The organism is Kribbella sp. NPDC054772, from assembly GCF_053611945.1.
The window spans coordinates 30,834-51,610 of sequence record NZ_JBSHBJ010000005.1 but is presented as its reverse complement, the minus strand read 5'-3'; the positions used below and the strand labels follow the sequence as shown (position 1 = coordinate 51,610).

Annotated in this window: 25 protein-coding genes and 1 riboswitch; of the genes, 12 read left to right on the top strand and 13 right to left on the bottom strand. The window is 68.8% G+C overall.

Translation table 11 applies throughout. The features are described 5' to 3' along the window. The first annotated feature begins 62 nt into the window (after positions 1–62). Positions 63–431, top strand: coding sequence for a DUF1304 domain-containing protein (locus ACWGID_RS10540; RefSeq protein ID WP_452196161.1), 369 nt, complete (start codon positions 63–65; stop codon positions 429–431). A gap of 38 nt (positions 432–469) precedes the next feature. Then, on the top strand, positions 470–1,846 hold the full coding sequence (locus tag ACWGID_RS10535) for an MFS transporter (RefSeq protein ID WP_452196160.1): 1,377 nt from the start codon (positions 470–472) through the stop codon (positions 1,844–1,846). A gap of 1 nt (position 1,847) precedes the next feature. Here ACWGID_RS10535 and ACWGID_RS10530 read toward each other — a convergent pair whose 3' ends face one another. Continuing rightward, positions 1,848–2,489, bottom strand: a complete 642-nt coding sequence (locus ACWGID_RS10530) for a LysE family translocator (RefSeq protein ID WP_452196159.1) — start codon at positions 2,487–2,489, stop codon at positions 1,848–1,850. Positions 2,490–2,973: 484 nt separating this feature from the next. After that, positions 2,974–3,098, top strand: a riboswitch (cobalamin riboswitch). 37 nt (positions 3,099–3,135) lie between these two features. Between ACWGID_RS10530 and ACWGID_RS10525 the strand changes: the two genes are divergently transcribed. From ACWGID_RS10525 to ACWGID_RS10500, 6 genes are read left to right on the top strand one after another with little or no spacing between them, the layout of a single operon-like run. Continuing rightward, on the top strand, positions 3,136–3,333 hold the full coding sequence (locus ACWGID_RS10525) for a CbtB domain-containing protein (RefSeq protein WP_452196158.1): 198 nt from the start codon (positions 3,136–3,138) through the stop codon (positions 3,331–3,333). 5 nt (positions 3,334–3,338) lie between these two features. Next, positions 3,339–4,085: a CbtA family protein gene (locus ACWGID_RS10520; RefSeq protein WP_452196157.1), complete on the top strand. Its 747-nt coding sequence runs from the start codon at positions 3,339–3,341 to the stop codon at positions 4,083–4,085. After that, the gene (locus tag ACWGID_RS10515) at positions 4,082–4,642 is read left to right on the top strand and encodes a histidine phosphatase family protein (protein WP_452196156.1); all 561 of its coding nucleotides are present in this window, start codon (positions 4,082–4,084) and stop codon (positions 4,640–4,642) included. Before ACWGID_RS10520 ends, ACWGID_RS10515 begins: the two co-directional genes overlap by 4 nt. A 57-nt stretch (positions 4,643–4,699) precedes the next feature. Further along, positions 4,700–5,989: an alpha/beta hydrolase gene (locus tag ACWGID_RS10510; RefSeq protein ID WP_452196155.1), complete on the top strand. Its 1,290-nt coding sequence runs from the start codon at positions 4,700–4,702 to the stop codon at positions 5,987–5,989. After that, positions 5,986–6,357 (top strand): hypothetical protein, encoded by a 372-nt coding sequence (locus tag ACWGID_RS10505; RefSeq protein ID WP_452196154.1) that lies wholly within the window; start codon positions 5,986–5,988, stop codon positions 6,355–6,357. Before ACWGID_RS10510 ends, ACWGID_RS10505 begins: the two co-directional genes overlap by 4 nt. A 55-nt stretch (positions 6,358–6,412) precedes the next feature. After that, positions 6,413–6,799: a hypothetical protein gene (locus tag ACWGID_RS10500; RefSeq protein WP_452196153.1), complete on the top strand. Its 387-nt coding sequence runs from the start codon at positions 6,413–6,415 to the stop codon at positions 6,797–6,799. Positions 6,800–6,806: 7 nt separating this feature from the next. On the opposite strand, the gene ACWGID_RS10495 is transcribed toward ACWGID_RS10500, so the two are convergent. Genes ACWGID_RS10495 through ACWGID_RS10480 form a run of 4 tightly spaced genes read right to left on the bottom strand, consistent with a single transcriptional unit; the run spans position 6,807 to position 9,913 of the window. Beyond that, positions 6,807–7,706, bottom strand: a complete 900-nt coding sequence (locus tag ACWGID_RS10495; protein WP_452196152.1) for a phytanoyl-CoA dioxygenase family protein — start codon at positions 7,704–7,706, stop codon at positions 6,807–6,809. Positions 7,707–7,715: 9 nt separating this feature from the next. Then, a complete protein-coding gene (locus ACWGID_RS10490) occupies positions 7,716–8,312 on the bottom strand; it encodes a class I SAM-dependent methyltransferase (protein WP_452196151.1) in 597 nt (198 codons plus the stop codon). Between the two features lie 35 nt (positions 8,313–8,347). Next, on the bottom strand, positions 8,348–9,196 hold the full coding sequence (locus tag ACWGID_RS10485; protein ID WP_452196150.1) for a fumarylacetoacetate hydrolase family protein: 849 nt from the start codon (positions 9,194–9,196) through the stop codon (positions 8,348–8,350). A 21-nt stretch (positions 9,197–9,217) separates the two neighbouring features. Continuing rightward, complete coding sequence (locus ACWGID_RS10480; protein ID WP_452196149.1) at positions 9,218–9,913, bottom strand: GntR family transcriptional regulator; 696 nt, start codon at positions 9,911–9,913, stop codon at positions 9,218–9,220. 110 nt (positions 9,914–10,023) lie between these two features. Between ACWGID_RS10480 and ACWGID_RS10475 the strand changes: the two genes are divergently transcribed. Next, complete coding sequence (locus ACWGID_RS10475) at positions 10,024–11,115, top strand: mandelate racemase/muconate lactonizing enzyme family protein (protein ID WP_452196148.1); 1,092 nt, start codon at positions 10,024–10,026, stop codon at positions 11,113–11,115. Between the two features lie 13 nt (positions 11,116–11,128). Next, the gene (locus tag ACWGID_RS10470; RefSeq protein ID WP_452196147.1) at positions 11,129–11,968 is read left to right on the top strand and encodes an amidohydrolase family protein; all 840 of its coding nucleotides are present in this window, start codon (positions 11,129–11,131) and stop codon (positions 11,966–11,968) included. Between the two features lie 180 nt (positions 11,969–12,148). Here the strand turns inward: ACWGID_RS10470 and ACWGID_RS10465 are convergent, their stop codons facing one another. Further along, positions 12,149–12,550: a MerR family transcriptional regulator gene (locus ACWGID_RS10465; protein WP_452196146.1), complete on the bottom strand. Its 402-nt coding sequence runs from the start codon at positions 12,548–12,550 to the stop codon at positions 12,149–12,151. Between the two features lie 178 nt (positions 12,551–12,728). Between ACWGID_RS10465 and ACWGID_RS10460 the strand changes: the two genes are divergently transcribed. Further along, the gene (locus tag ACWGID_RS10460; RefSeq protein WP_452196145.1) at positions 12,729–14,234 is read left to right on the top strand and encodes a SulP family inorganic anion transporter; all 1,506 of its coding nucleotides are present in this window, start codon (positions 12,729–12,731) and stop codon (positions 14,232–14,234) included. A gap of 29 nt (positions 14,235–14,263) precedes the next feature. On the opposite strand, the gene ACWGID_RS10455 is transcribed toward ACWGID_RS10460, so the two are convergent. The 6 genes from ACWGID_RS10455 to ACWGID_RS10430 all read right to left on the bottom strand — a co-directional run bounded on the left by ACWGID_RS10455 (position 14,264) and on the right by ACWGID_RS10430 (position 19,946). Next, positions 14,264–15,469, bottom strand: a complete 1,206-nt coding sequence (locus ACWGID_RS10455; protein WP_452196144.1) for a Fic family protein — start codon at positions 15,467–15,469, stop codon at positions 14,264–14,266. Positions 15,470–15,514: 45 nt separating this feature from the next. Next, positions 15,515–16,606, bottom strand: a complete 1,092-nt coding sequence (locus tag ACWGID_RS10450; protein WP_452196143.1) for a DNA polymerase IV — start codon at positions 16,604–16,606, stop codon at positions 15,515–15,517. Between the two features lie 18 nt (positions 16,607–16,624). Further along, a complete protein-coding gene (locus ACWGID_RS10445; protein WP_452196142.1) occupies positions 16,625–17,467 on the bottom strand; it encodes an ABC transporter permease in 843 nt (280 codons plus the stop codon). Beyond that, positions 17,464–18,279 (bottom strand): ABC transporter permease, encoded by an 816-nt coding sequence (locus ACWGID_RS10440; RefSeq protein ID WP_452196141.1) that lies wholly within the window; start codon positions 18,277–18,279, stop codon positions 17,464–17,466. Before ACWGID_RS10440 ends, ACWGID_RS10445 begins: the two co-directional genes overlap by 4 nt. Further along, complete coding sequence (locus ACWGID_RS10435; protein ID WP_452196140.1) at positions 18,276–19,286, bottom strand: ABC transporter ATP-binding protein; 1,011 nt, start codon at positions 19,284–19,286, stop codon at positions 18,276–18,278. The genes ACWGID_RS10440 and ACWGID_RS10435 overlap by 4 nt, the downstream gene beginning before the upstream one ends. Positions 19,287–19,481: 195 nt before the next feature. Then, a complete protein-coding gene (locus tag ACWGID_RS10430; RefSeq protein WP_452196139.1) occupies positions 19,482–19,946 on the bottom strand; it encodes an N-acetyltransferase family protein in 465 nt (154 codons plus the stop codon). 79 nt (positions 19,947–20,025) lie between these two features. Here ACWGID_RS10430 and ACWGID_RS10425 point away from each other — a divergent pair, with 79 nt between their 5' ends. After that, positions 20,026–20,439, top strand: a complete 414-nt coding sequence (locus ACWGID_RS10425) for a PaaI family thioesterase (protein WP_452196138.1) — start codon at positions 20,026–20,028, stop codon at positions 20,437–20,439. Between the two features lies 1 nt (position 20,440). On the opposite strand, the gene ACWGID_RS10420 is transcribed toward ACWGID_RS10425, so the two are convergent. Beyond that, positions 20,441–20,740, bottom strand: coding sequence for a TFIIB-type zinc ribbon-containing protein (locus ACWGID_RS10420; RefSeq protein ID WP_452196137.1), 300 nt, complete (start codon positions 20,738–20,740; stop codon positions 20,441–20,443). Between the last annotated feature and the right edge of the window lie 37 nt (positions 20,741–20,777).

Sequence of the window (20,777 nt, the reverse complement as noted above, 5' to 3'; positions counted from 1 at the left end):
TTCATCATCAAGCACAGTGCGTCTCGTGCCTCAGCCGCGCCCGCAGCGAAGCGAGGACGCGGATGAGTTTGATCGCACAGATCTTCGTGGCAGTGGCCGGGCTGTTCCATGTCGTGGTGTTCGCGCTGGAGAGCCTGCTGTTCCGCAAGCCGAGCACGTACCGGCGGTTCCTGGTGAAGGACGACACCGAGATGGCGGCCGCGCGGCCGTGGGCGTTCAACCAGGGGTTCTACAACCTGTTCCTCGCGATCGGTGCGCTCGGCGGGCTGATCTGGGGCGGCGACAAGGGCCATGCGATCGCCTTGTTCGCCTGTGCGTGCATGGCCGGCGCGGGCGTCGTACTGCTCGCCTCCGACCGCCGGATGCTGCGCGCCGCGGCCACCCAGGCCGTCCCGCCGATCCTCGCGCTGGTGTTCGCCGCGATTCTCTAGTTGACTTGAAGCGCACTTGAGGTCCGAAGCTTCTCGGCATGACGACCGTTGCCGAGCCCGCGACCGGGCCTGCCGCCGACACCGGTGGCGTTCTCTCCCCGCAGTACCGCGCCTTGACCGTTGGCATGGTCGCGCTGATCACCCTGGTCGCGTTCGAGTCGCTCGCGGTCGCGACGGCGATGCCGACCGTCGCCCAGGCGCTCGACGGCCTCAGTCTGTACGCGCTCGCGTTCGGCGGACCACTCGCCTCCGGTGTCGTCGCGATGGTCATCTCCGGTACCTGGAGCGACCTGAAAGGCCCGACCCGCCCGCTCTGGCACGGTACGGCGTGGTTCCTGGCCGGCCTGCTGATCGCGGGATTCGCGCCGACGATGGAGGTCCTGGTCATCGGCCGGATCATCCAGGGCTTCGGCTCCGGTCTGCTGACGGTCGCCCTGTACGTCGTGGTCGGGCAGCTGTACCCGGCCCGGCTACGGCCGCGGATCTTCGCCGCCTTCGCTACCGGTTGGGTGGTGCCGTCACTCGTCGGTCCCGCGATCGCCGGACTGATCGTCGAGCACGCCAGCTGGCGCATCGTGTTCCTCGCCGTTCCCGCGCTCGCGATCCCGGCCGCGCTGGTGATGCGGCCCGGACTGGCTCGCGGCGACACGCACGAGCCGCGTCCCGGGAAACTCTGGGACAAGCGCGCGCTGTGGGCGGTCGCGGCGGCCGTCGGGGTTGGACTGCTGCATTACGGCGGGCAGCAGCACGGCGTACTCCAGATTGCGCTGCTCGTGATCGGCCTGGCCGGGGTGATCGCGTTCGGGCCGCGGCTGCTGCCGCGCGGGACGTTCACCTTCGGTCGCGGACTGCCTTCGGTGATCGCGCTCCGTGGCCTGGTCGCCGCGGCCGGATTCGGCGCCGAGGTGTTCCTTCCGCTGATGCTGACCCGCGAGCGCGGGCTGTCCCCTTCGTTGGCCGGGCTGGTCCTGACCGTCAGCGCGCTCAGTTGGACCGCGGCGTCGTGGTACCGCGGGCGCCCGAAGCAGCCGTTCTCGCACGAGGTGTTCCTGCAGGCCGGCATGATCCTGATCGTGCTTGGCATCGTCACCGCCACGCTCACGCTGAACCCGCACGTACCGGTCGTCGTCGGCATCCTCGGATGGAGCCTGACCGGGCTCGGGATGGGTACGGTCTTCCCCACGCTTTCCGTGCTGGTGCTGGAGTACTCGGAGCCTGACGAGCAGGGTGTGAACAGTTCCGCGCTGCAGCTGAGCGATTCGTTGTCCACGGCAACGGTGCTGGCGATCGGTGGGTCGTTGTTCGCCGCGATGGAGCCGCATTCCGCGGTCATGGCGTACGTCGTCGCGTTCGGTGTCCCGGCGTTGCTGGCGCTGCTCGGTGTCGCGGCGGGACGACGTACCGCTGCTGTTTGAGCTATTCCTTGGAACCGGTGACGGCGATGCTGGCGCCGAGACCGATGATCATCAGACCACCGGTGCCACCGACCAGCTCGAGCCGGCGCGGCGAGCGGGCGAACCATTCGCGCGCCGTACCGGCCACCACCGCCCAGACGCTGTCCGAGCAGAGCGCGATCAGGATGAAGATCAACCCGAGGACCAGGATCTGCGCCCACGCCGGGCTGCTCGCACCCTTGTCCACGAACTGCGGCAGCGCGGCCGCGAAGAACACCGCGGTCTTCGCGTTCGTCACCCCGACCAGGAACCCCTGCCGCACGGTCTTCCGGCTGCTCCCCGGCTTCACCCCCCTGGCAAGCGCCTCCGCGAGCGACTTCCGCGACCGGAAAGCGTGCACCCCCAGATAGATCAGGTACGCCGCCCCGCCCAGCTTCACGATCGTCAACGCGACCGCACTCGCGGCGATCAACGTCCCGAGCCCGAGCGCGATCAACACCAGCATCGTCGCGGCACCCAACGTGTTCCCCACCATCGTCAACACGGCTTCCCGCCGCCCCACCGCCAACGCCCGCCCCACGATGAACAACACGCTGGGCCCCGGAACCACGATGATGATGAACGCAGTAATCGCAAACGCAACCAAATGATGAGCGGACGGCATCCACCCAGAGTAAACGCTCCCCTCACTCACCGCTCGGCTCGCGGCGCCTTCGAGCTGAGCGTGATGCCCACCCAGCAGAAGCCGATGCTCGGGCCGGCGTCCCGCCTCGGCTCCTACCCGCGGCGATCCCGCCGAGTCGTGGGTCCTGGTTGCAAATCGACAGCCGGAACTCACGACTCGCGTTGGGGGTCACATGCCAATTGCCACGACTCGGCAGTAGTTGAGGACGCCGAGGGTGGTGGTCGCGTGGGGATGGGGGTGCGCGGAGTGGACGTGGTGGGGGAGCGGCGGAGTGCCGTACGTCGGGGTTGGGTTGGGGGGCGTCGTGAGGCGAGCGGCACGACGGTGTACGTCGGAAGTGGGCTGCCGGCGTGGTGGAGCGAGGGGCTGGGCAGGTGGGCGGTCATGCCGCACGCCGGGCGGCTGGTGGGTGGGGGTGGGATTGGTCACCGGCGCGCCGTGGCGCGTTGACCGGGGTTCGGTGTGGGCTCTACCGTTCCAGGGTCAACCTGCGGTGCCATGAGGGAAGCCGGTGAGAGTCCGGCACGGCCGCGCCACTGTGAGCGAGCTTCGGTTCGTGAGTCAGGACGCTCGGGCACAGCAGCCTTTCCAAGGGGACGCGCACTTCCCCAGGAGGTTCAGTTCAATGGCAGCTCCTGCCCGCACGATCGCCGTACCGGCTCTCTCGCCCAAGCTTCTCGCTGCTGCTCTTACCAGCGTCGGCCTGATGTTGCTGCTCGCCTACCTGGTCGGGTTCGACCAGGGCGCGGTCTCCCAGTCGGGGATGTACCTGCACGAGCTGATGCACGACGGTCGCCACCTGCTCGGCGTGCCCTGCCACTAGATCAGATGCGCACCTTCGGATCGCTCCTGGTGCGCGGACTGATCGTCGGACTCTTCGCCGGCCTGCTGGCCGGAACGTTCGCCTACGTGATGGGCGAGCCGCGTGTCGACGCGGCGATCGCGATCGAAGAGGCCGGTGCCGCGCACACTCACGACCACAACCACGCTGACCAGGCGGAGGACGAACAGCCATTGGTCAGCCGCGACGGCCAGCGGGCCGGCCTGTTTCTCGCGACCAGCCTGTACGGCGTCGCGCTCGGCGGCCTGTTCGCGGTCGCGTTCACGCTGCTCCGCCGCAAGCTCCGGACCGGCAACGACGCGTACGCCGCGCTCGGACTCGCCGCCGCGGGTTTCATCGGCATCGTGCTCGTCCCGTTCTTCAAGTACCCACCCAATCCGCCGGCGGTCGGTGACCCCGACACCATCACCCGGCGGACCGTCACCTACCTCTTGACCCTGGTCATCGGCCTGCTCGCGGTGTGGGCAGGGGTCGCCCTGTCCCGCTGGGCCGCGCGGTACGGCGATGTCGCCCGCCTCGCCGGTGGTGTCGTCGGACTGCTCGCGACCGTCGTGGCGGCGTACCTGATCCTGCCGCGGATCAACGAGGTTCCGGAGACGTTCCCCGCTACGCTGCTGTGGCAGTTCCGGTTCGCCTCGCTCGGTACGCAGGCGACGCTGTGGCTCCTGCTCGGGTTCGGGTACGCGGCCGCGGTGGACCGCCGGCCGATCCGATCGAAGGTGGCTGCGGCTTGACCACGCTGACCCTGGTCGCGCACGCCCTGACACCCGCACTGCGCGGACTCGTGCTCGGCGGCGACGCCGAGCCGGACGCGGCGAGTGTCGAGGCGGCGCGCGACCTGAAGCTCTCGGCAGACGCCGTGTACTCCGGACCTGAGCAGGCCGCCGTACGGACAGCCGCTGCGCTCGGGTACGACGCGATCGTCGCGCCCGAGCTGCGGGACCGCGAGTACGGCGACTGGGCCGGCCGCGAGCTGGAGGATCTGCTCACGGCCGACCCGACGCGGGTCTCGGCGTGGCTCGAACGGCCGCACACCGCAACGCCGGGCGGCGAGACCGAGAACGACGTCCTCGCCCGGGTCGCCGACTGGCTCGGGGACGTGGCCGGGCAGCACGACGAACCCAGCGCGATCCTCGCCGTCGTCCACCCGGCGGTGGTCCGCGCGATCGTCCTGTACGTCGTGGACGCGCCCGCCGAGTCGCTGCGGCATGTCGACGTCCGGCCGCTCGCCACGGTCAGCCTGTCCCACCACAGCGGGAACTGGTCTCTGGCCTTCGTGCCCTCCGCCTGACAAACTGCCGGTGGCCCGGTCTCACGCCCAGGTGACCGGCTGTCACGGGGAGTCATCATGGCTGAGGCTGATCAACTGGCCGAACGGTTCCGCGCCAATCTGGCGGTGCTCGAGGCTGCTCGCGAGCGGTTGCAGACGGCGGCCGACGACGGCACCGCGGACGACGAGCAACTCAAGCGCCTGAAGACCGTCGAGGAGCTGCTGGCCCCGGTCACCGTGAGCGAGACGGATGCCGACGGCAACGTCGTTCACGTCCAGCGGCAGCGGCAGTTCCTGAAGGTCGACCCGAAGGGACAAGGGCGGGCGATCGAGGTGCTCGGCGAGCTCCCGAAGGCGAAGCACGTCGCCGTACTGGTTCCCGGGATGGGGAACAGCCTCGACACGTTCTCCGGACAGTCGGACCGCGGCGACCTGATCAAGCAGGAGGCCGGGCCGGAGACCGCGGTGATCGTCTGGCTCGACTACAGCTCGCCGCAGGGCCTGCTCAAGGCCGCGGAGGACGACGCGGCGGCCGAGGGCGGGCCGCGGCTCAAGGTGTTCCTGGACGAGGTCGACGAGCTCAAGGCGGAGAAGGCGGACGTCACGGTCGTCGCGCACTCGTACGGCACGAAAGTGGTCGGGAAAGCGCTCGAGGTCGGCGCCCGTCCGCCGCAGGTGGTGATGACCGGGTCGCCGGGCATCGACAAGCGCGTCGACGAGGCGTCGGACTTCGTGACACCGGCGACGACGCTGTACGTCGAGCGCGCGCCCGGCGACTATGTCGCGCTCTCGGAGTGGCACGGGCCGGACCCCGCGACGTTCGTCGACGCGATCCGGATGGAGACCAACGACCCGCTCGCCCGCGACGAGGCGGTGTCGGTGCGCTGGCACAACGAGTACTACCGCCCGAACAGCGAGGCGCTCCGCAACATCGGCCGGGTGGTCTCGGGCAAGCTGAAGGACATCACCCGCACGAACACCAGCCGGGGCGCCGAGACCAAGCTGCTCCTCGGCGCGTCGTGGGGCGACGCCTTCAACGCGGCCGCGAAGACGGCGTCGCGGGTGTTCGACGGACTTGCAGCACTCACCAAACACTCCCGGCACGCCCGCGATACTTCACCCGCACCGTCCGGACGCGAAGAAGCCCCCGCGAACGCCGCCAAACTGAGTGCCAGCGGTCCGGCTGGCGCTGGTCCGACTGTCGGGGAGCGGGCGCCGGGGTGGAGTTCCGCGGAGCAGGTGGCTGGGGAGCGTGGCGTTGTGGGGCGTGGGGTCACTGGGCGTGGGGCTGGTGGACGGGGCAGTATCGGAGGATCGCGGGCGGCGGGTACAGGGCGGTCGCGGCCGTCGGGAGGTGGACGGGGATGAGCGAGCAGCGGGAGTTCCTGCGGGATGAGTTGCTGGCGGTGGCGGCAGCCGTCGTACCCGGTCAGCGGCCGGTGGTGACGCGTGACCCGGGGCCGGTGAATCCCGGCGTACTGTTCGACGGCCGGGGGACGGCGACCGTGTGCCGGATCTCCGTCGAGACCGGGAACCCGTCGGCGCCGGATCCCGAGGCGGAGGTCGCAGCCGCAGCCGAGGCACTGCGCGCCCGGGGGTGGACCGCGGAGGTCGCGGCCCCGGAGGACGGGCATTTTCGGGTCGCGGCCGTCCGGAATGGGTACGAGATCGCGGTCCACGCGTGGACCACTGACTGGCGGATAACGTTCACCGGCGAGACACCGCTGGTTTCATGAATTCGAAACGCGGCGTGGCCTCGCGAGCCTTGGCCGCACGGTGTATCACGGAAGCGTGACGCTGACCGAAGCTCGTAACTTCCTCCGCTCGGAACTCCTCGCGGTGGCGGCAATCGTCGTACCGGACCAGACCCCGGCGGTGACGCAGGACGTCGGCCCGGTGGACGAGTCCGCGCTCGCCGACCCGCACGGCCCCGAGTCCGTGTGCACCATCACCGTCGAGACCGGAGACCCCACCATCACGCCCGACCCCGAGGCACAGATCAGCTTCGCCGCCGAAACCCTCGAGGCTCGCGACTGGAAAGTCACCATCTCCGAGGTCGTCGACGGTCACCACCAACTCACCGCGCGCCGCCAGGGCTACGACCTCACCGTCGACGCTCTGAACACCGACTGGCGCCTGACCTTCACCGGCCAGACCCCGTACGTCGACGACCTGTAGTCCGCCGCTAGCGCCAGGGGGTGAGGTCCAGGCGCGGGTAGCGCTCGGCGGTGCCGGCGAGGGTTTGCGGGGTCCAGTAGGGATGCCCCGGCGGCGGGAAGCCGAAGAGCGCCAGCTGGCGGGGCGTGGCTCGGTGGACGAAGTCGTACCAGGCGGGCTCGTGGCTGCGGGCGGCCCAGGCGACGCGCTGGCCCCAGTCGGCCTCGGCCGGGCGGTAGACGAGTTGCATCGAGTACCGCGCGCCGTGGGGCCTGCGGAGTCCCGTGCCGCGGTGGAACGTGCGGGTGTTGAACGCGATCACCGTCCCGGCCGGACCGGCGCCTGACTGCTCGGCGTCGTACAGGCGGGTGTTGTCGTCAGGTGACACGAAGTCGCCCTTGCCGCCCGAGCGTGGAAAGAAGTTCGGGTTCATCGGCAGCTCGGCGGTGTGCTCGTACTGCACCAGGTGCGGCGGGCCGAGCTCCTCCGGTACGTCGACCAGGAACACGAACAGCTCCAGATGCTGGAAGCGGTCCTCGGCCGACGGTACGACGATCGTCTGGTTCAGGTAGTCGCGGTGCAACTCCTGGTCGTACGACGTCGCACCCGTGTACTTCGCCCACGCCTCAGCCGACGACAACCGCAGATCGGACTGCCCGAGCAACGTCTCCGCGAGCTCCACGATCCTCGGGTGAACGGCCAGCAAACTGAACTCCGGGCTGCTGAACGGGAACACGTCGATCCCGTCGAACTCGTCCTCGACGTACCGCGATCGCCGCTCATCGGTCCCGTCGTGGAAGCCCTCCGGTGTCGGGAACATCGTCGGCAGCTCGCCGGCCACCGGCGCCAGGTCAGCCGCCGACAGAAACCCCGGCAGCACCACGAACCCGCGCGTTCGCCACTGTTCCGCGGCCTCGGTCGCTGTCATGCGCCGAGGCTATCTGTGGAAGATCAGCCGGTCACCGGGAATTTCCCCGTCGAGGTACGGCGTGAAGCCTGCCTCGACCGCGATCTCGGACAGGGCCGCGGCCGTCCACCGATGGACGTGGATGTTCATCGCGTGACCGCCGTACCCGGAGGTCTTGTGGGTCGACTCGGCACCGACGTGGAAACCCATCAGCAGGACTCCGCCGGGGGCGAGCACCCGGTGGAACTCGGCGAACGCCTGCGGGACGACGTCGCGTGGGAGGTGAATAACCGACCACCAGGACACCACGCCGGACATCGAGCCGTCCGGTAGGTCCAGCGCGGTCATCGAGCCGACGCGGAAGTCGAGGTCCGGGTGGTCCCGGCGGGCGACCTCGATCATCCCGGGGGACAGATCGATCCCGAGAACCCGCAGGTCGCGCGCGGCCAGCAGGCCGGTCGTCCGCCCCGGTCCGCAGCCGACGTCGAGCACCGGCCCGTCCGGGATCAGCCTCGCGAGCAGGTCGAACGCCTCGCCCTCCCAGTCGGCGGCGTCCACCACGAGCTCGGCGTACGAGACCGCGACGTTGTCGTAGGAGCTGCTGATATCGGCGAGGTAGTCCGTCACCCGGCCGACCCTAAGACCGGCCGGGGACAGTTCTTTCAGGCCTTGCCGAGGGTCTGCTTCTGCTTGCCGAGGCCCTCGATCTCCATCTCCATGGTGTCGCCGGGCGACAGGTACGGGAAACGGCCGGACAGGGCGACGCCCTCCGGGGTTCCGGTGTTCACGATGTCACCGGGGCTGAGAACCATGTACTGCGAGAGGTCCCGGATCAGCGCGGCGACGCCGAAGATCATGTCCTGGGTGTTCGAGTCCTGCCGCGGCTCACCGTTCACCCACGAGCGCAGGTTGAGGCTCGTCGGGTCGACCTCGTCGGCCGGGACGAGGGCCGGGCCGAACGGGTTGAAGGTCTCGCAGCACTTGCCCTTGGACCACTGGCCGCCGGACACCTCGATCTGGAAGGCGCGCTCCGAGACGTCGTTCGACACGGCGTACCCGGCGATGCAGGCCAGCGCGTCCTCGTCGGTCTCGACGTAGCGGGCCTGCTTGCCGATGACGACGGCGAGCTCGACCTCCCAGTCGGTCTTGGCCGAGCCGCGCGGGACGAGCACCTCGTCGTACGGGCCGACGACGGTGTTCGGGTGCTTGAAGAAGACGATCGGCTGCTTCGGCGGCTCGGCGCCGGACTCGGCCGCGTGTGCGGCGTAGTTCTGCCCGATACAGACGACCGCGCCGGGGCGGGCGATCGGGGCGCCGACGCGCAGGCCCTCGGTGTCGGCGACCGGCAGTTCGCCGGCGTCGAGCGCGGCGCGGGTACGGGCGATGCCGTCGGCGGCGAGGAAGGCCCCGTCGATGTCGGCGGTCAGCGGGCTCAGGTCGTGAACGGTGCCGTCGGCGGCGCGCACGTACGGGCGCTCCTCGCCGACCGCGCCGAGGCGCAGCAGTTCCACAGAGGACTCCTCAGGACGGATTCAGTCTTGGTCGAAGATCGGCCGCAGGCGGGCGCGTGAGGCTTCGATGTGCGCCCGCATCGCCGCGGCCGCCTCCTCCGGATCACCCTTGCGGACCGCGGTCACCACGGTCTTGTGCTCTCGCAACGCCTTCGTCGCGATGCCGCCACCGTAGTACAGCCGGAACAGGTGCAGGTGGCAGTGTGTCCGCTGGAAGGACAGCCGGGCCGTCTCGTTCCCGGACAGCTCCAGCACCAGGTCGTGGAAGCGCTGGTCGTGCGCGGCCATCGCCCGGTAGCTCTCGTACGCCGGCCGGTCGGGGACGTCGGTGTAGCTCAGCATCTCCGCCTTGAGCCGGGCCAGGTCCTCGGTGCCGGACCGCTCGGCGGCGCGGCCGGCCGCCCACGGCTCGATGTGCAGCCGGTACTCGAACAGGTCCTCGAACTCCGCGCGGGTCAGCCGGGAGGACACGCGGTACCCGCGCAGCGGCTCCTTGATCACCAGGCCGTCGGACTCCAGCCGGGCCAGCGACTCCCGGATCGGGGTCTGCGAGATGCCCAGCTCACGGGTGAGCGCGTCGATGTTCAGGCGGGTGCCGGGCTCGACCACGCTGTCCATGATCAGGCCCTTGACCGTCTCGTAGACGTCGTCGCTCAGCACCTGTCGCTGGGGCAGGCGGCTGAGCTGCCCGGCCAGGCCTACATGTGCATCAGTCACGTGTCGCTCCTCCCGGAAACATTCTGCCCGACGCGCAGTCCGCCTTGACGCGTCCAGTGTGAAGCGGGAGCATCAGGATGCGCAATATCCTATAGGATCGTGGAGGCAATGTGAGTACGGCGATCGTCCGGGCCGAGGCCTACCTGGTCGACCTCGAGGTCGAGACCGTCCGGACCGACGCCGTGCAGGCGTTCCTCAAACAGGAGACGATCTTCGTCTCGCTGGCCACCGCGGACGGGCTGACGGGTCTTGGGTACTCGTACACGATCGGTACCGGCGGCACCGCCGTACTGGCGTTGCTGCGGGACCACCTGTTGCCGCGACTCGTCGGAACGGACGCACGGAACGTCGAGGCGCTCTGGTCGGACCTGTTCTGGTCGACGCACGCCACCACGGTCGGTGCGATCACATCCCTCGCACTGGCCGCAGTGGACACCGCACTCTGGGATCTACGCTGCCTGCGAGCCGGTGAGCCGCTGTGGCGTCTTGCAGGTGGCTATCGCCAGCAGGTGCCGTTGTACGACACCGAGGGCGGTTGGTTGCATCTGACAACCGATGAGCTCGTCGCCGGTGCGCTGGCGTCGCAGAAGGCGGGTTGGCCGGGCGTGAAGCTCAAGGTCGGCAAACCCCGTGTTCACGAGGATGTGGAGCGGCTGCGCGCCGTACGTGACGCGGTCGGTCCTTCGATGGACATCATGGTCGACGCGAACCAGTCGATGACATACGCCGAGGCGAAGCGCCGGGCCGCCGCGTTCGAGTCCGTCGACCTGTCCTGGTTCGAAGAACCGTTGCCCGCTGACGATGTGACGGGTCATGTCCGGTTGGCCGAGTCCACGTCGATCCCGATCGCGGTCGGCGAATCGCTGTACTCCGTCTCGCAGTTCCGGGAGTACCTCGCCGCGGGTGGCGCCGGGATCGTCCAGGTGGACGTGGCGCGCATCGGCGGTATCACCCCGTGGCTGAAGGTCGCGCACCTCGCCGAGACGTTCAACCTCGAGGTGTGTCCACATTTCCTGATGGAGCTCCACGTGAGCCTGACGGCCGCCGTACCGAACGGGCGGTACGTCGAGCACATCCCGCAACTGCGGGCGATCACGTCGACCGAGATGGATATCGTCGACGGGCACGCGGTCGCCCCGGACGCGCCGGGTCTGGGGATCGACTGGAACCAGGACGCGATCGACGACCGTCGGGTCGGCTGAGGAAGGGTTGCGGATGAGCAGAGTCGATGCGCATCACCACGTCTGGGATCTGAGTGTCCGGGAGCAGAGCTGGATGGTGGGTCCGGAGCTGGACCCCATCCGGCGCAGCTTCTCGATCGAGGATCTCGCACCGCTCACCGCTGCCGCCGGCGTGACGTCGACGGTCGTCGTGCAGACCGTCGGGCTGGTCGAGGAGACCTGCGAGTTCCTGGAGATTGCTGCGAGCAACGATCTGGTGGCCGGCGTGGTCGGCTGGGTGGATCTCGCCGCGGACGATGTTCGCGCCACGCTGGAGTCGCTGATCGCGCGGTCGGACGGCTCGTACCTGAAGGCGATCCGGCATCAGGTGCACGACGAACCGGACGTCGACTGGCTCCTCCGGCCCGACGTCCAGCGCGGCCTCGCGGCGGTCGCCGACGCGGGCCTTGCGTACGACCTCCTCACCAAGACGCCGCATCTTCCGGCCGCGATCCAGACCGCTCGTAACCTGCCGCAGTTGACCTTCGTCGTCGACCACATCTCCAAGCCCGTCATCGGCGAGCCGCTGGGGCCCTGGGCGGGGCAGATCCGCGAGCTGGCCGCGCTCCCCAATGTGACGTGCAAACTCTCCGGCATGGTCACCGAGGCTCCGTGGTCGTCGTGGACGGTGGCCGACCTGCAGCCGTACGCCGACGTGGTCCTGGACGCCTTCGGCCCGGACCGAGTCATGTTCGGCTCCGACTGGCCCGTCTGCCTGCTCGCCGCGTCGTACGCCGACGTCGTCGAAACCGCCGACTCCCTGACCTCGAACCTCACGCCCGCGGAACGCGAGTCCGTCTTCGCCACCACGGCCACGCGCACCTACAACCTCTGACATCGCCAGCTGAGCCGCCCGCCCCTCCGCCGCCCGGCTGGTCCCGTTTGAGGGGCCGGCCCCTCAAAGTGCGGGATGCCTGCTGAAATTCTGGCTACGCACCCCACCGTTTGAGGGGCCGGCCCCTCAAACGCCTGCGCCGGGCTTGGACGGGCAGGCGCGCGGCGTGCCCGGCGGGTGTCAGCTCTTGGTCGGTGCGTGGACGTCCAGGTGTTCCTGCAGTTTGTCCGCGAAACCGATCGCGACGTCCAGTTGCTCCCGAAGGGCAACGATCCGGTTGGCCGCTGCCTCGTGGTACATCGTCAGGCGGTCGAGGAGGGCGGCTCGGGACTCCGGAGCGGTGTCCGTGGACAGCTTGTCCAGGAGGTCCAGGACGTCCGCCATTTCCTCGAGGGTGAAGCCCAGCGGCTTCATCCGCCTGATGAGGAGCAGTCGCTCGACGTCGGACTCGGAGTACAGGCGGAAGCCGCCCTTGCTGCGGGCCGACGGCGGGACCAGGCCGACCTCTTCGTAGTGGCGGATCGTGCGCAGGCTGAGCTTGACGCGGTCGGCGACCTCGCCGATCTGCATGTGCTCGCCCATCGTGTGCGCTCTCCTGACGCCTTCGTCCGCCGCCGGCACGGCTCGTGGTCCGGGAAGGATAACGCTCCGGCGTCGTCCGGCCGGCAGGACGAGTTCAACTCTACTCTTACGTTCGGGTAGGGTTGCGGCGTTCTGGTGCTCCTCGCCCGCCTCGCTCCTTCCTCGACCTGGAGTTCGCATGACGTCGCTGACGCCTGAGTCAGCCATGCCCGAAAATCCCGACATCACCTCGGTCCGTGCGGCGTTGCGGTCGCCCGGGCGGCTGCGGACCGAAGTACTCGGCGGCCTCGTCGTCGGGCTCGCGCTGATTCCGGAGGCGATCAGCTTCTCGATCATCGCGGGCGTTGATCCGCGCGTCGGCCTGTTCGCCTCGTTCACGATGGCGGTGTCGATCGCGTTCCTCGGCGGTCGGCCGGCGATGATCTCGGCGGCGACCGGCGCGGTCGCGCTGGTGATCGCACCGGTGATGCGTGATCACGGCTTCGACTACTTCGTCGCAACCGTACTGCTGGCCGGCGTACTCCAGATCGGGCTCGGTCTGCTCGGCGTTGCGCGGCTGATGCGGTTCATCCCGCGGTCGGTGATGGTCGGCTTCGTCAACGCGCTGGCGATCCTGATCTTCCTCGCGCAGCTCCCGCACCTGGTCCACGTGCCGTGGCTGGTGTACCCGCTCGTCGCGGTCGGTGTCGCGATCATCGTGTTGCTCCCGCGCTTCACCAGGGCGGTGCCCGCGCCGCTCGTCGCGATCCTCGCTGTCACGGCGATCGTCGTACTGACGTCGACCTCCGTGCCGACCGTCGGCGACGAGGGCAAGCTCCCCGACAGTCTGCCGTCGCTGTTCTGGCCGAACGTCCCGCTCAATCTCGAGACGCTGCGCATCATCGCGCCGTACGCCGTGGGCATGGCGCTCGTCGGACTGCTCGAGTCCCTGATGACCGCGAAACTCGTCGACGACGTCACCGACACACACTCGGACAAGACCCGTGAGGCCTGGGGCCAGGGCGCCGCGAACGTGATCACCGGCCTCTTCGGCGGTATGGGCGGGTGCGCCATGATCGGCCAGACGATGATCAACGTGAAGGGCTCCGGTTCACGGACGCGGATCTCGACGTTCCTGGCCGGCGTGTTCCTGCTGATCCTGGTGGTCGGGCTCGGCGATCTGGTCGGCGACATCCCGATGGCGGCGCTGGTCGCGGTGATGGTGATGGTCTCGGTCGGTACGTTCGACTGGCACAGCATCCGCCCGAAGACGCTCCGCCGGATGCCGCGCAGCGAGACCCTGGTGATGCTCGCGACCGTCGTGGTCGTCGTCATCACCCACAATCTGGCGATCGGCGTCGTCGTCGGCGTGGTCGTCGCGATGGTGCTGTTCGCCCGCCGGGTCGCACACTTCACCACAGTCACCGGCGTACAGGACGGTGATCGCAAGGTCTACACCGTGACCGGCGAGCTGTTCTTTGCCTCCAGCAACGACCTGGTGTACCAGTTCGACTACCGCAACGACCCGTCCACGGTCGTCCTCGACCTCAGCGACTCCCACATCTGGGACGCCTCAACGGTCGCCACCCTCGACGCCATCACGACCAAGTACGCCCGCTACGGCAAAACCGTCGAGATCACCGGCCTGAACCCCGCCAGCGCCGAACGCCACACCCGCCTGGCCGGCACCCTCAGCACCACCTGAGGAGCCTGCCGCGCTCGTCCAGGTCGGGGTCAGCCGCGGCGGCCGGAGCGGGCTGCGAAATCGTCGAGCGCTGCGATCACATCGCGCGCGATCCAGGCGCGATTCCGCTTTCCGGTGGAGATCTGTCTGAGGACTCCGGTCGCGACGAGCTGGTCGACGGCACGCTGGGCGGCCGGCTGGGAGACCCCTAGGTGCTGCTGGACGTGTTTGACGGTGATGGCCGGCTGACTGAGCAAGTGCGGCAGGAGTCTTCGGGCGGCTGAGCCTTTCCGGGACCGGACCACGTCCTCCCAGACGGCGAAGGTTGCGGTGAGGTCGTCGACCAGTTGCCGACCGCTGCTGACGGCGGCGAACGAGGCGCGGGTGAACTGCCTGACGATCGGTGTGGGGTCGCCTTCGCGGTACGAGCCGAGCGCGTCGAAGTACTCCTCGGTGAAGATCAGCAGACCGGCCGAGACCGGGACCGTGAGACGCCTGGTCACGCCGGACCGGCGCAGCATCGCGTGCACCAGAGTCCGGCCGGTCCGTCCGTTCCCGTCGTTGAACGGGTGAATCGTCTCGAACTGGGCGTGCGCGATGGAGACCTGGGGGAGCACCGGGACATCCGTACGCCGGCAGAAGGAGACGAGATCGTCCAGCAACGCCGGGACCCGTTCGTGCCGGGGTGGGACGAACGTCGCGGTGTGCGGGGTCGGGCCGCCCCCGATCCAGACCTGGCCGTCCCGAGTTCGTCCGGGAAGCGCGTAGGCCTGATCGTGCATCAGCGCGCGGTGAGCGGCGAGGATCGAATCGGTGCTGAGGTCGTCGGCCAGGTCGATCGCCTTCTGCATCGCCTCGACGTTGGCGGCGACCATCCGGGCATTCTGGCCGGCGGACTCGTTCAGGGTCGCGATCGCCAGTGCCTTCGCGCCCGCGGTGACACCTTCGATCTGGGACGAGGAGGCCGACTCGGTGCGGAGCAGGACGACGGCGAGCGGTGCGAGCTCGCCATCTGCTTGCGGGAGAGCGGCGGACAGTTCGGCATCGAAGCGCGAGATCTCGACGAGGGCGTCCTCTGCCTCGGCCGCGACGTCGGGCGGTACGGCGAAGTCCAGGCCCGAGATCGCCGGTGGGATCGACGCCAGGTAGAAGCCCCGGGTGGCGGCGCGTTCGCGACGGGACATCGGCCCGTCGGTGCCCTCCCACGCGCAACGCTCCCAGCCGACTGCCAGCGGGGTCCTTCCGGGTTGGTTCACCTCGACCACTATATAACTTTAGCTGAACAAAGTTATATAAGGCGCTCAGTCGGACTGTTGGGGTGGGAGGAATTCGACGCGGACGCCGAGGAGGCGGATGGGGCGGGTGAAGGTGAATTTGTCGAGGAGGGCGAGGGCCGTGGTGGCGATGATCTCGGGGTCCTGGGTGGGGGACTTGAGTTTGCGGCTCTTGATGGGGGTGTAGAAGCTGATGAACCGGACCTTGACCGCGATGCGTTGAATGGTGCGGCCTTCGGCGACCACTTCCTCGGTGACCTCGACGGCGATGCGGCGGAGTTCGCGTTCGACGGCGGCGCGGTCGGCGAGGTCCTCGGGGAAGGTTTCCTCGTGGCTGCGGGAGACCGGCTCCCGCGGTACGTCGGTGACCTGGGTGTCGCCGAGGCCGCGGCCCAGGGCGGCGTACCAGGCGCCCATCTTCGGGCCGAAGCGTTTCTTCAGACCCTCGACGTCGGCGGTGGCGAGGTCGGCGACCGTGGTGAGGCCGAGTTCGTTGAGGTTGCGTTCCATCCGGCTGCCGATGCCCCACAGGTCGCGGACCGGGCGATGGTCCATCACGGTGCGCCAGTTGGCCGCGGTCAGGCGGTAGACGCCGTCGGCGCTGCTGGCTCCGTCGGCGCTCTCAAAAGGGACGGCGTGCGAGCGTTGGTGTTTCGCGAAGCCGGTCGCCAGCTTCGCGCGGGTCTTGTTGTCGCCGATGCCGACCGAGCACGTGAGCCCGGTGCGCTCCGCCACCGCGGCCCGCAGCTCAGCCGCCAGCGCTTCCGGATCGTCGGTCTCGGCGCCGACGAAGCACTCGTCCCAGCCCCACACCTCGACCACCACCGGGAACGTCCGCAGCGTGTCCATCACCTCGGTCGACGCGGCCTCGTACGCGGCCGGGTCCGACGGGAGGAAGACAGCGTCCGGACATTTCTTGTACGCCGCCCGCACCGGCATCCCCGAGTGCACGCCGTACTCCCGTGCCTCGTACGACGCGGTGGCGACCACCTGCCGTGGTTGGGTCGGGTCGCCCGACCCACCCACCACGACAGGCAGCCCGCGAAGCTCAGGCCGACGCCGGATCTCGACGGCCGCGATGAACTGATCCATGTCCACGTGCAGGACCCACCAGCTCATACGTCACAGGTAACCACATCAGCTGGACGCACTGGAGTACGTCAGCAGCCCGCGCCGCCACAACAACCGGACGAGCAACGTCGCCACCACCGCGAGCGCGATCCCGAGCGCGACGGTTCCCCACCCGAGGTCACCGGCCATCGCCCGCACCGGGTACGTCGTCGCGAACGCCACCGGGAACGCGAACGTCAGGAACGTTCGCACCGCGACCGGGAAGAACACCAGCGGATACCGCCCGGCCTCCGCCAGGCTGAGGAACACCACCCCGATCGGCCCGACCGACTGCAGCCAGAACGCCAGAAACGACATCGCCGACCACACCGCGGTGAGCAGCACCAGCCCACATCCGACGAGTACGACGGCCTGCAGCACCTGCCCGGCACTCGGCCGGATCCCCGACTGCACCAGCCCGATCACGAGCACGACGATGCCACTGGCAACGTTCGTCAGCTCGGCGACGTTGATCCACCGCAGCGTCAGGTAGAACTGACTCGACACCGGCCGCAGCAGCACGCCGTCGAGCTCCCCTTCGGTCAGGTACGTCGTCATGCGGTTCAGGTTCGGCGCGACGAAGGTCGCGAGCAGCCCGGTGACGATCTGGAACACCCCGACCAGCGCGATCACCTCCGCCCGGGACCACCCGTGCACCTCGGACGTGAACCCGAACAGCAGCAACGTCGGCACGATCCCCAGCCCGAGCTGGACCAGCCCGACGAGCAACGTGGTCAGGAAATGCGCCCGGTAGTGCGTCTCACGGACCACGGCCTGCCCGAGAAACCGCCGCCACAACCGCACATGCCGCCACTGCTTGTGCGCCCAGCTACGGTCGAGCGGCTGCCGCTCCTCGGTGTGCATGCTCATGCGCCCACCGCCGAGTACGCGCGGATCCCCGCGGCCCAGACGAGCCGGGCGAGCACCCCGAGTACGACGACGTACCCGAACTGGATCGCCAGGCCGGATGCCAGTTCGCTGCCGGTGAGTTGACCCGCGACGATCTCGACCGGGAACGACACCGTGTACCGGAACGGCTGGTGGTCGACGAACCCGCGCGACCAGTCCGGCATCAGCGCCAGCGGTACGACGGCCCCGGACAGGACGCTCGCGATGATCACCCGGGCCTGTACGAGCGCGCTCACGTCGTCCATCCAGAACGCCAGCGCGGCGATCAGGATGTCGATCGTGAACACCAGCACCGCCCCGAGCAGGATGCTGATCGCGAACAGAACCCAACGACCGGGGCCGGCCGGGATGTTCATCGAGTCGCGGAAGATCCACCAGACGATGCCGATCATCGGCACCAGCGCGAACAGCTTCAGGAACTTCTCCGACAGGTTGTTCGCGACGAACCCGACCAGCAGCGACGCCGGCCGCACCATCCAGCTGGACAGCTTCCCGAGCCGGATGTCGTTCGCGAGGAACCCGGCCATCCACGACGACGTCGCCATCGTGACGAACCCGAGCAGCACGAAGTACGTCGTCACGTACCGCTCGTCGACCGGCAACTGGGCCCCGTTCGCGAGGGCCGTCCGCCAGATCAGCAGCGAGATGATCGGCACGCAGATGTTCGCGAGCATGAAGATCACCCACGCCCCGCGGTACACCGACTGCTGCGCGATCTCGCCCGCCGTCATCCGCCGTACGACGCGGAGGTTCCGTACGACGGTGCTCCTCACAGCGAGCTCCGGCGCTGGAACAGCTCCCGCATGATGTCCTCGACGTCGGCGTCCGCGACATCCAGGTCGACCAGCGGACCGAGCCGCGTCAGCTGCTCCATCACCGCACCGGCCCGCTCCCGGTCGGCCTCGAGCTTCACCGTCTGCCCGGACACGTCGACCGCCGTGACCCCGTCGAACCCGGCGAGCGGCGCACCGTCGACCGGCGTCGCGTACGTCGCTCGCACGAGCTTGCGTGGTCGCGCGGTCCGGACCAGCTCGTCGAGTGCGCCGTCGAACTGCAGTCGCCCGTGGTCGATGATCATCACCCGCGAGCAGAGCGCCTCGATGTCGTCCATGTCGTGGCTGGTGATCAGGACCGTCGTACCGCGGAGCCGGTTCAGCTCCGCCAGGAAGGACCGGACCCGCGCCTTCGCGACGACGTCCAGGCCGATCGTCGGCTCGTCCAGGAACAGGATCTCCGGGCCGTGCACGAGCGCGGCCATCAGCTCGAGCTTCATCCGCTCACCGAGCGAGGTCTTGCGGACCTGGACGTTCAGCAGGTGCTCGACGTCGAGCAGCTCCGCGAGTTCGGCGACGTTGCGGTCGAACTCCGCGGTGGACAGGCCGTACATGTCCTTGTGCAGCAGGAGGCTCTCCATCGCCGGGACGTCCCACCACAGCATCGTCTTCTGGCCCATCACGAGCGCGATCCGGCGCAGGTAGTCGTGCTTGCGGTCGGACGGCGTGTGGCCGAGCACCTCGAGGTCGCCGGAGGTGGTGTACAGCAGGCCGGACAGCATCTTCAGCGTGGTCGTCTTGCCGGCGCCGTTCGGGCCGAGCAGGCCGACGACCTCACCCCGGCCGATCTCGAAGCCGATCCGGTCGACGGCGAGCCGGGTCTCGTACTTGCGTCTGACCAGGCTCTTCAGCGCCCCGCCGAGCCCGGCCTGCTGCTTGTGAAAGGTGTAGGTCTTGGTCAGATCATGCGCCGCGATAACAGGCGGAAGGTCGTGAACAGGCGTCACGGAAGCAACACCGCTTTCGAAAGAGTCGGTTGACTGTCGGACCGGGCAGCGCCACCGCGCAACGCGCAGAGCGCAGGACGACCACCGAATCAGCCGATCTCTCGGCGGGGTGTCGACATCGCTCCCTGTGGGTCCTTTCGAGTGCGGCTGCCACCGCCACGGTAAGCCGACCGGGAAAGCGTCGTCCAGCGAGTTTCAGAGGGACTTGCGCATCTGCTGGGAGGTCACGGCGTAGTCGAGCGAGTCGTACAGCGCGATCGCCGGACCGTTGTCGCCGAAGACGTTCAGGTCCAGTTGGGTGTAGCCCAGGCGGCGGCACTCGTCCTCCGCGGCCAGCATGATCGCGCGTCCGTACCCCTTGCCGCGCTGCCGGCTGTCCACCTCGATGCCGTAGATGAACGGCACCCGCGACCGGGTGCTGATCCACAGGCTGCCGACCGGTTCGTCGCCCGCCCAGGCGATCCAGATCAGCTGCTGGTCGGTGGCCGGCCCTTCCGGGAGCAGCTTCTCGGTCTCCTCGTACGCCAACGCCAGCGCTTCGTCGGCGCTCAGTCCACGGGCCGGGCCGATCCCGGCCGCGAACGACGCCGCGGCGCGCTCCATCCAGCTCGGGTAGTCGGCATCGGTAATCGGGCGCAGCTGCACCGAGGGCGTCGTCACGCTCCTGACCCTAGACCTCGCACACCCGCGACACAGCAACCTCCGCACTGCGTTGCAGCAACTGACATATCGTGCGCGGGTGGCGGACTTGACGTTGGAGATGGCGCAGAAGCTCTTGGCGACGCAGCCGTTCAGCGTGTTGCTGGGCGCGCGGGTGACGGCGTTCGGCGACGGGGGCGCGACGCTGGAGCTCGACATCCGGCCGGATCTCCTGCAGCAGAACGGGTTCCTGCACGGCGGCGTCCTCGGTTATGCCGCCGACAACGCCCTCACGTTCGCGGGCGGTACGGCGCTCGGCCCGGAGGTGCTGACCGGTGGGTTCACGATCAGCTACCTCCGCCCGGCCCGGGGCACGCTGCTCCGGGCCGAGGCGAAGGTGGTGCACGCGGGCCGCCGGCAGGCGACGTGCACGTGTGAGCTCCGCACGGTGGCCGACGACGCCGAGACGCTGTGCGCCGTCGCTCAGGGCACCGTGATCGCCGTACAGCGGTAGCTCAGTCGAAGAGATCCTCCAGGAAGGATTTCTTCTTCTTCCGCGGGTGCTGCTGGTTCGAGTACTGCTGGTTGCTGTACCGGCGGTCGTCGTCGCGACGCTCGTCGTACCGCCGGTCGTCGTGGTGCTTCTCCTCGCGGCGCGGTGGCCCGTTGAACCGAGCCTCCGCGTCCACCAGTCGCTCGAGTTCACCGCGGTCGAGGAAGATGCCGCGGCAGTCACCGCACTGGTCGACGGTGATGCCGCTGCGTTCGTACGTCCGCATCGGCCCATGACACTTGGGACACGTCAGGCTTTCCATCCGGAAACGGTAAGTGACGAAATCCCCGTCATCGCGG

Coding starts and splice junctions, on each gene's coding strand:
- ACWGID_RS10445 (WP_452196142.1), bottom strand. CDS start 17,467: ATGAGCATGCACACCGAGGAGCGGCAGCCGCTCGACCGTAGCTGGGCG.
- ACWGID_RS10460 (WP_452196145.1), top strand. CDS start 12,729: ATGACGTCGCTGACGCCTGAGTCAGCCATGCCCGAAAATCCCGACATC.
- ACWGID_RS10530 (WP_452196159.1), bottom strand. CDS start 2,489: ATGCCGTCCGCTCATCATTTGGTTGCGTTTGCGATTACTGCGTTCATC.
- ACWGID_RS10535 (WP_452196160.1), top strand. CDS start 470: ATGACGACCGTTGCCGAGCCCGCGACCGGGCCTGCCGCCGACACCGGT.
- ACWGID_RS10520 (WP_452196157.1), top strand. CDS start 3,339: ATGCGCACCTTCGGATCGCTCCTGGTGCGCGGACTGATCGTCGGACTC.
- ACWGID_RS10465 (WP_452196146.1), bottom strand. CDS start 12,550: ATGGGCGAGCACATGCAGATCGGCGAGGTCGCCGACCGCGTCAAGCTC.
- ACWGID_RS10540 (WP_452196161.1), top strand. CDS start 63: ATGAGTTTGATCGCACAGATCTTCGTGGCAGTGGCCGGGCTGTTCCAT.
- ACWGID_RS10525 (WP_452196158.1), top strand. CDS start 3,136: ATGGCAGCTCCTGCCCGCACGATCGCCGTACCGGCTCTCTCGCCCAAG.
- ACWGID_RS10470 (WP_452196147.1), top strand. CDS start 11,129: ATGAGCAGAGTCGATGCGCATCACCACGTCTGGGATCTGAGTGTCCGG.
- ACWGID_RS10505 (WP_452196154.1), top strand. CDS start 5,986: ATGAGCGAGCAGCGGGAGTTCCTGCGGGATGAGTTGCTGGCGGTGGCG.
- ACWGID_RS10420 (WP_452196137.1), bottom strand. CDS start 20,740: ATGGAAAGCCTGACGTGTCCCAAGTGTCATGGGCCGATGCGGACGTAC.
- ACWGID_RS10450 (WP_452196143.1), bottom strand. CDS start 16,606: ATGAGCTGGTGGGTCCTGCACGTGGACATGGATCAGTTCATCGCGGCC.
- ACWGID_RS10510 (WP_452196155.1), top strand. CDS start 4,700: ATGGCTGAGGCTGATCAACTGGCCGAACGGTTCCGCGCCAATCTGGCG.
- ACWGID_RS10495 (WP_452196152.1), bottom strand. CDS start 7,706: ATGACAGCGACCGAGGCCGCGGAACAGTGGCGAACGCGCGGGTTCGTG.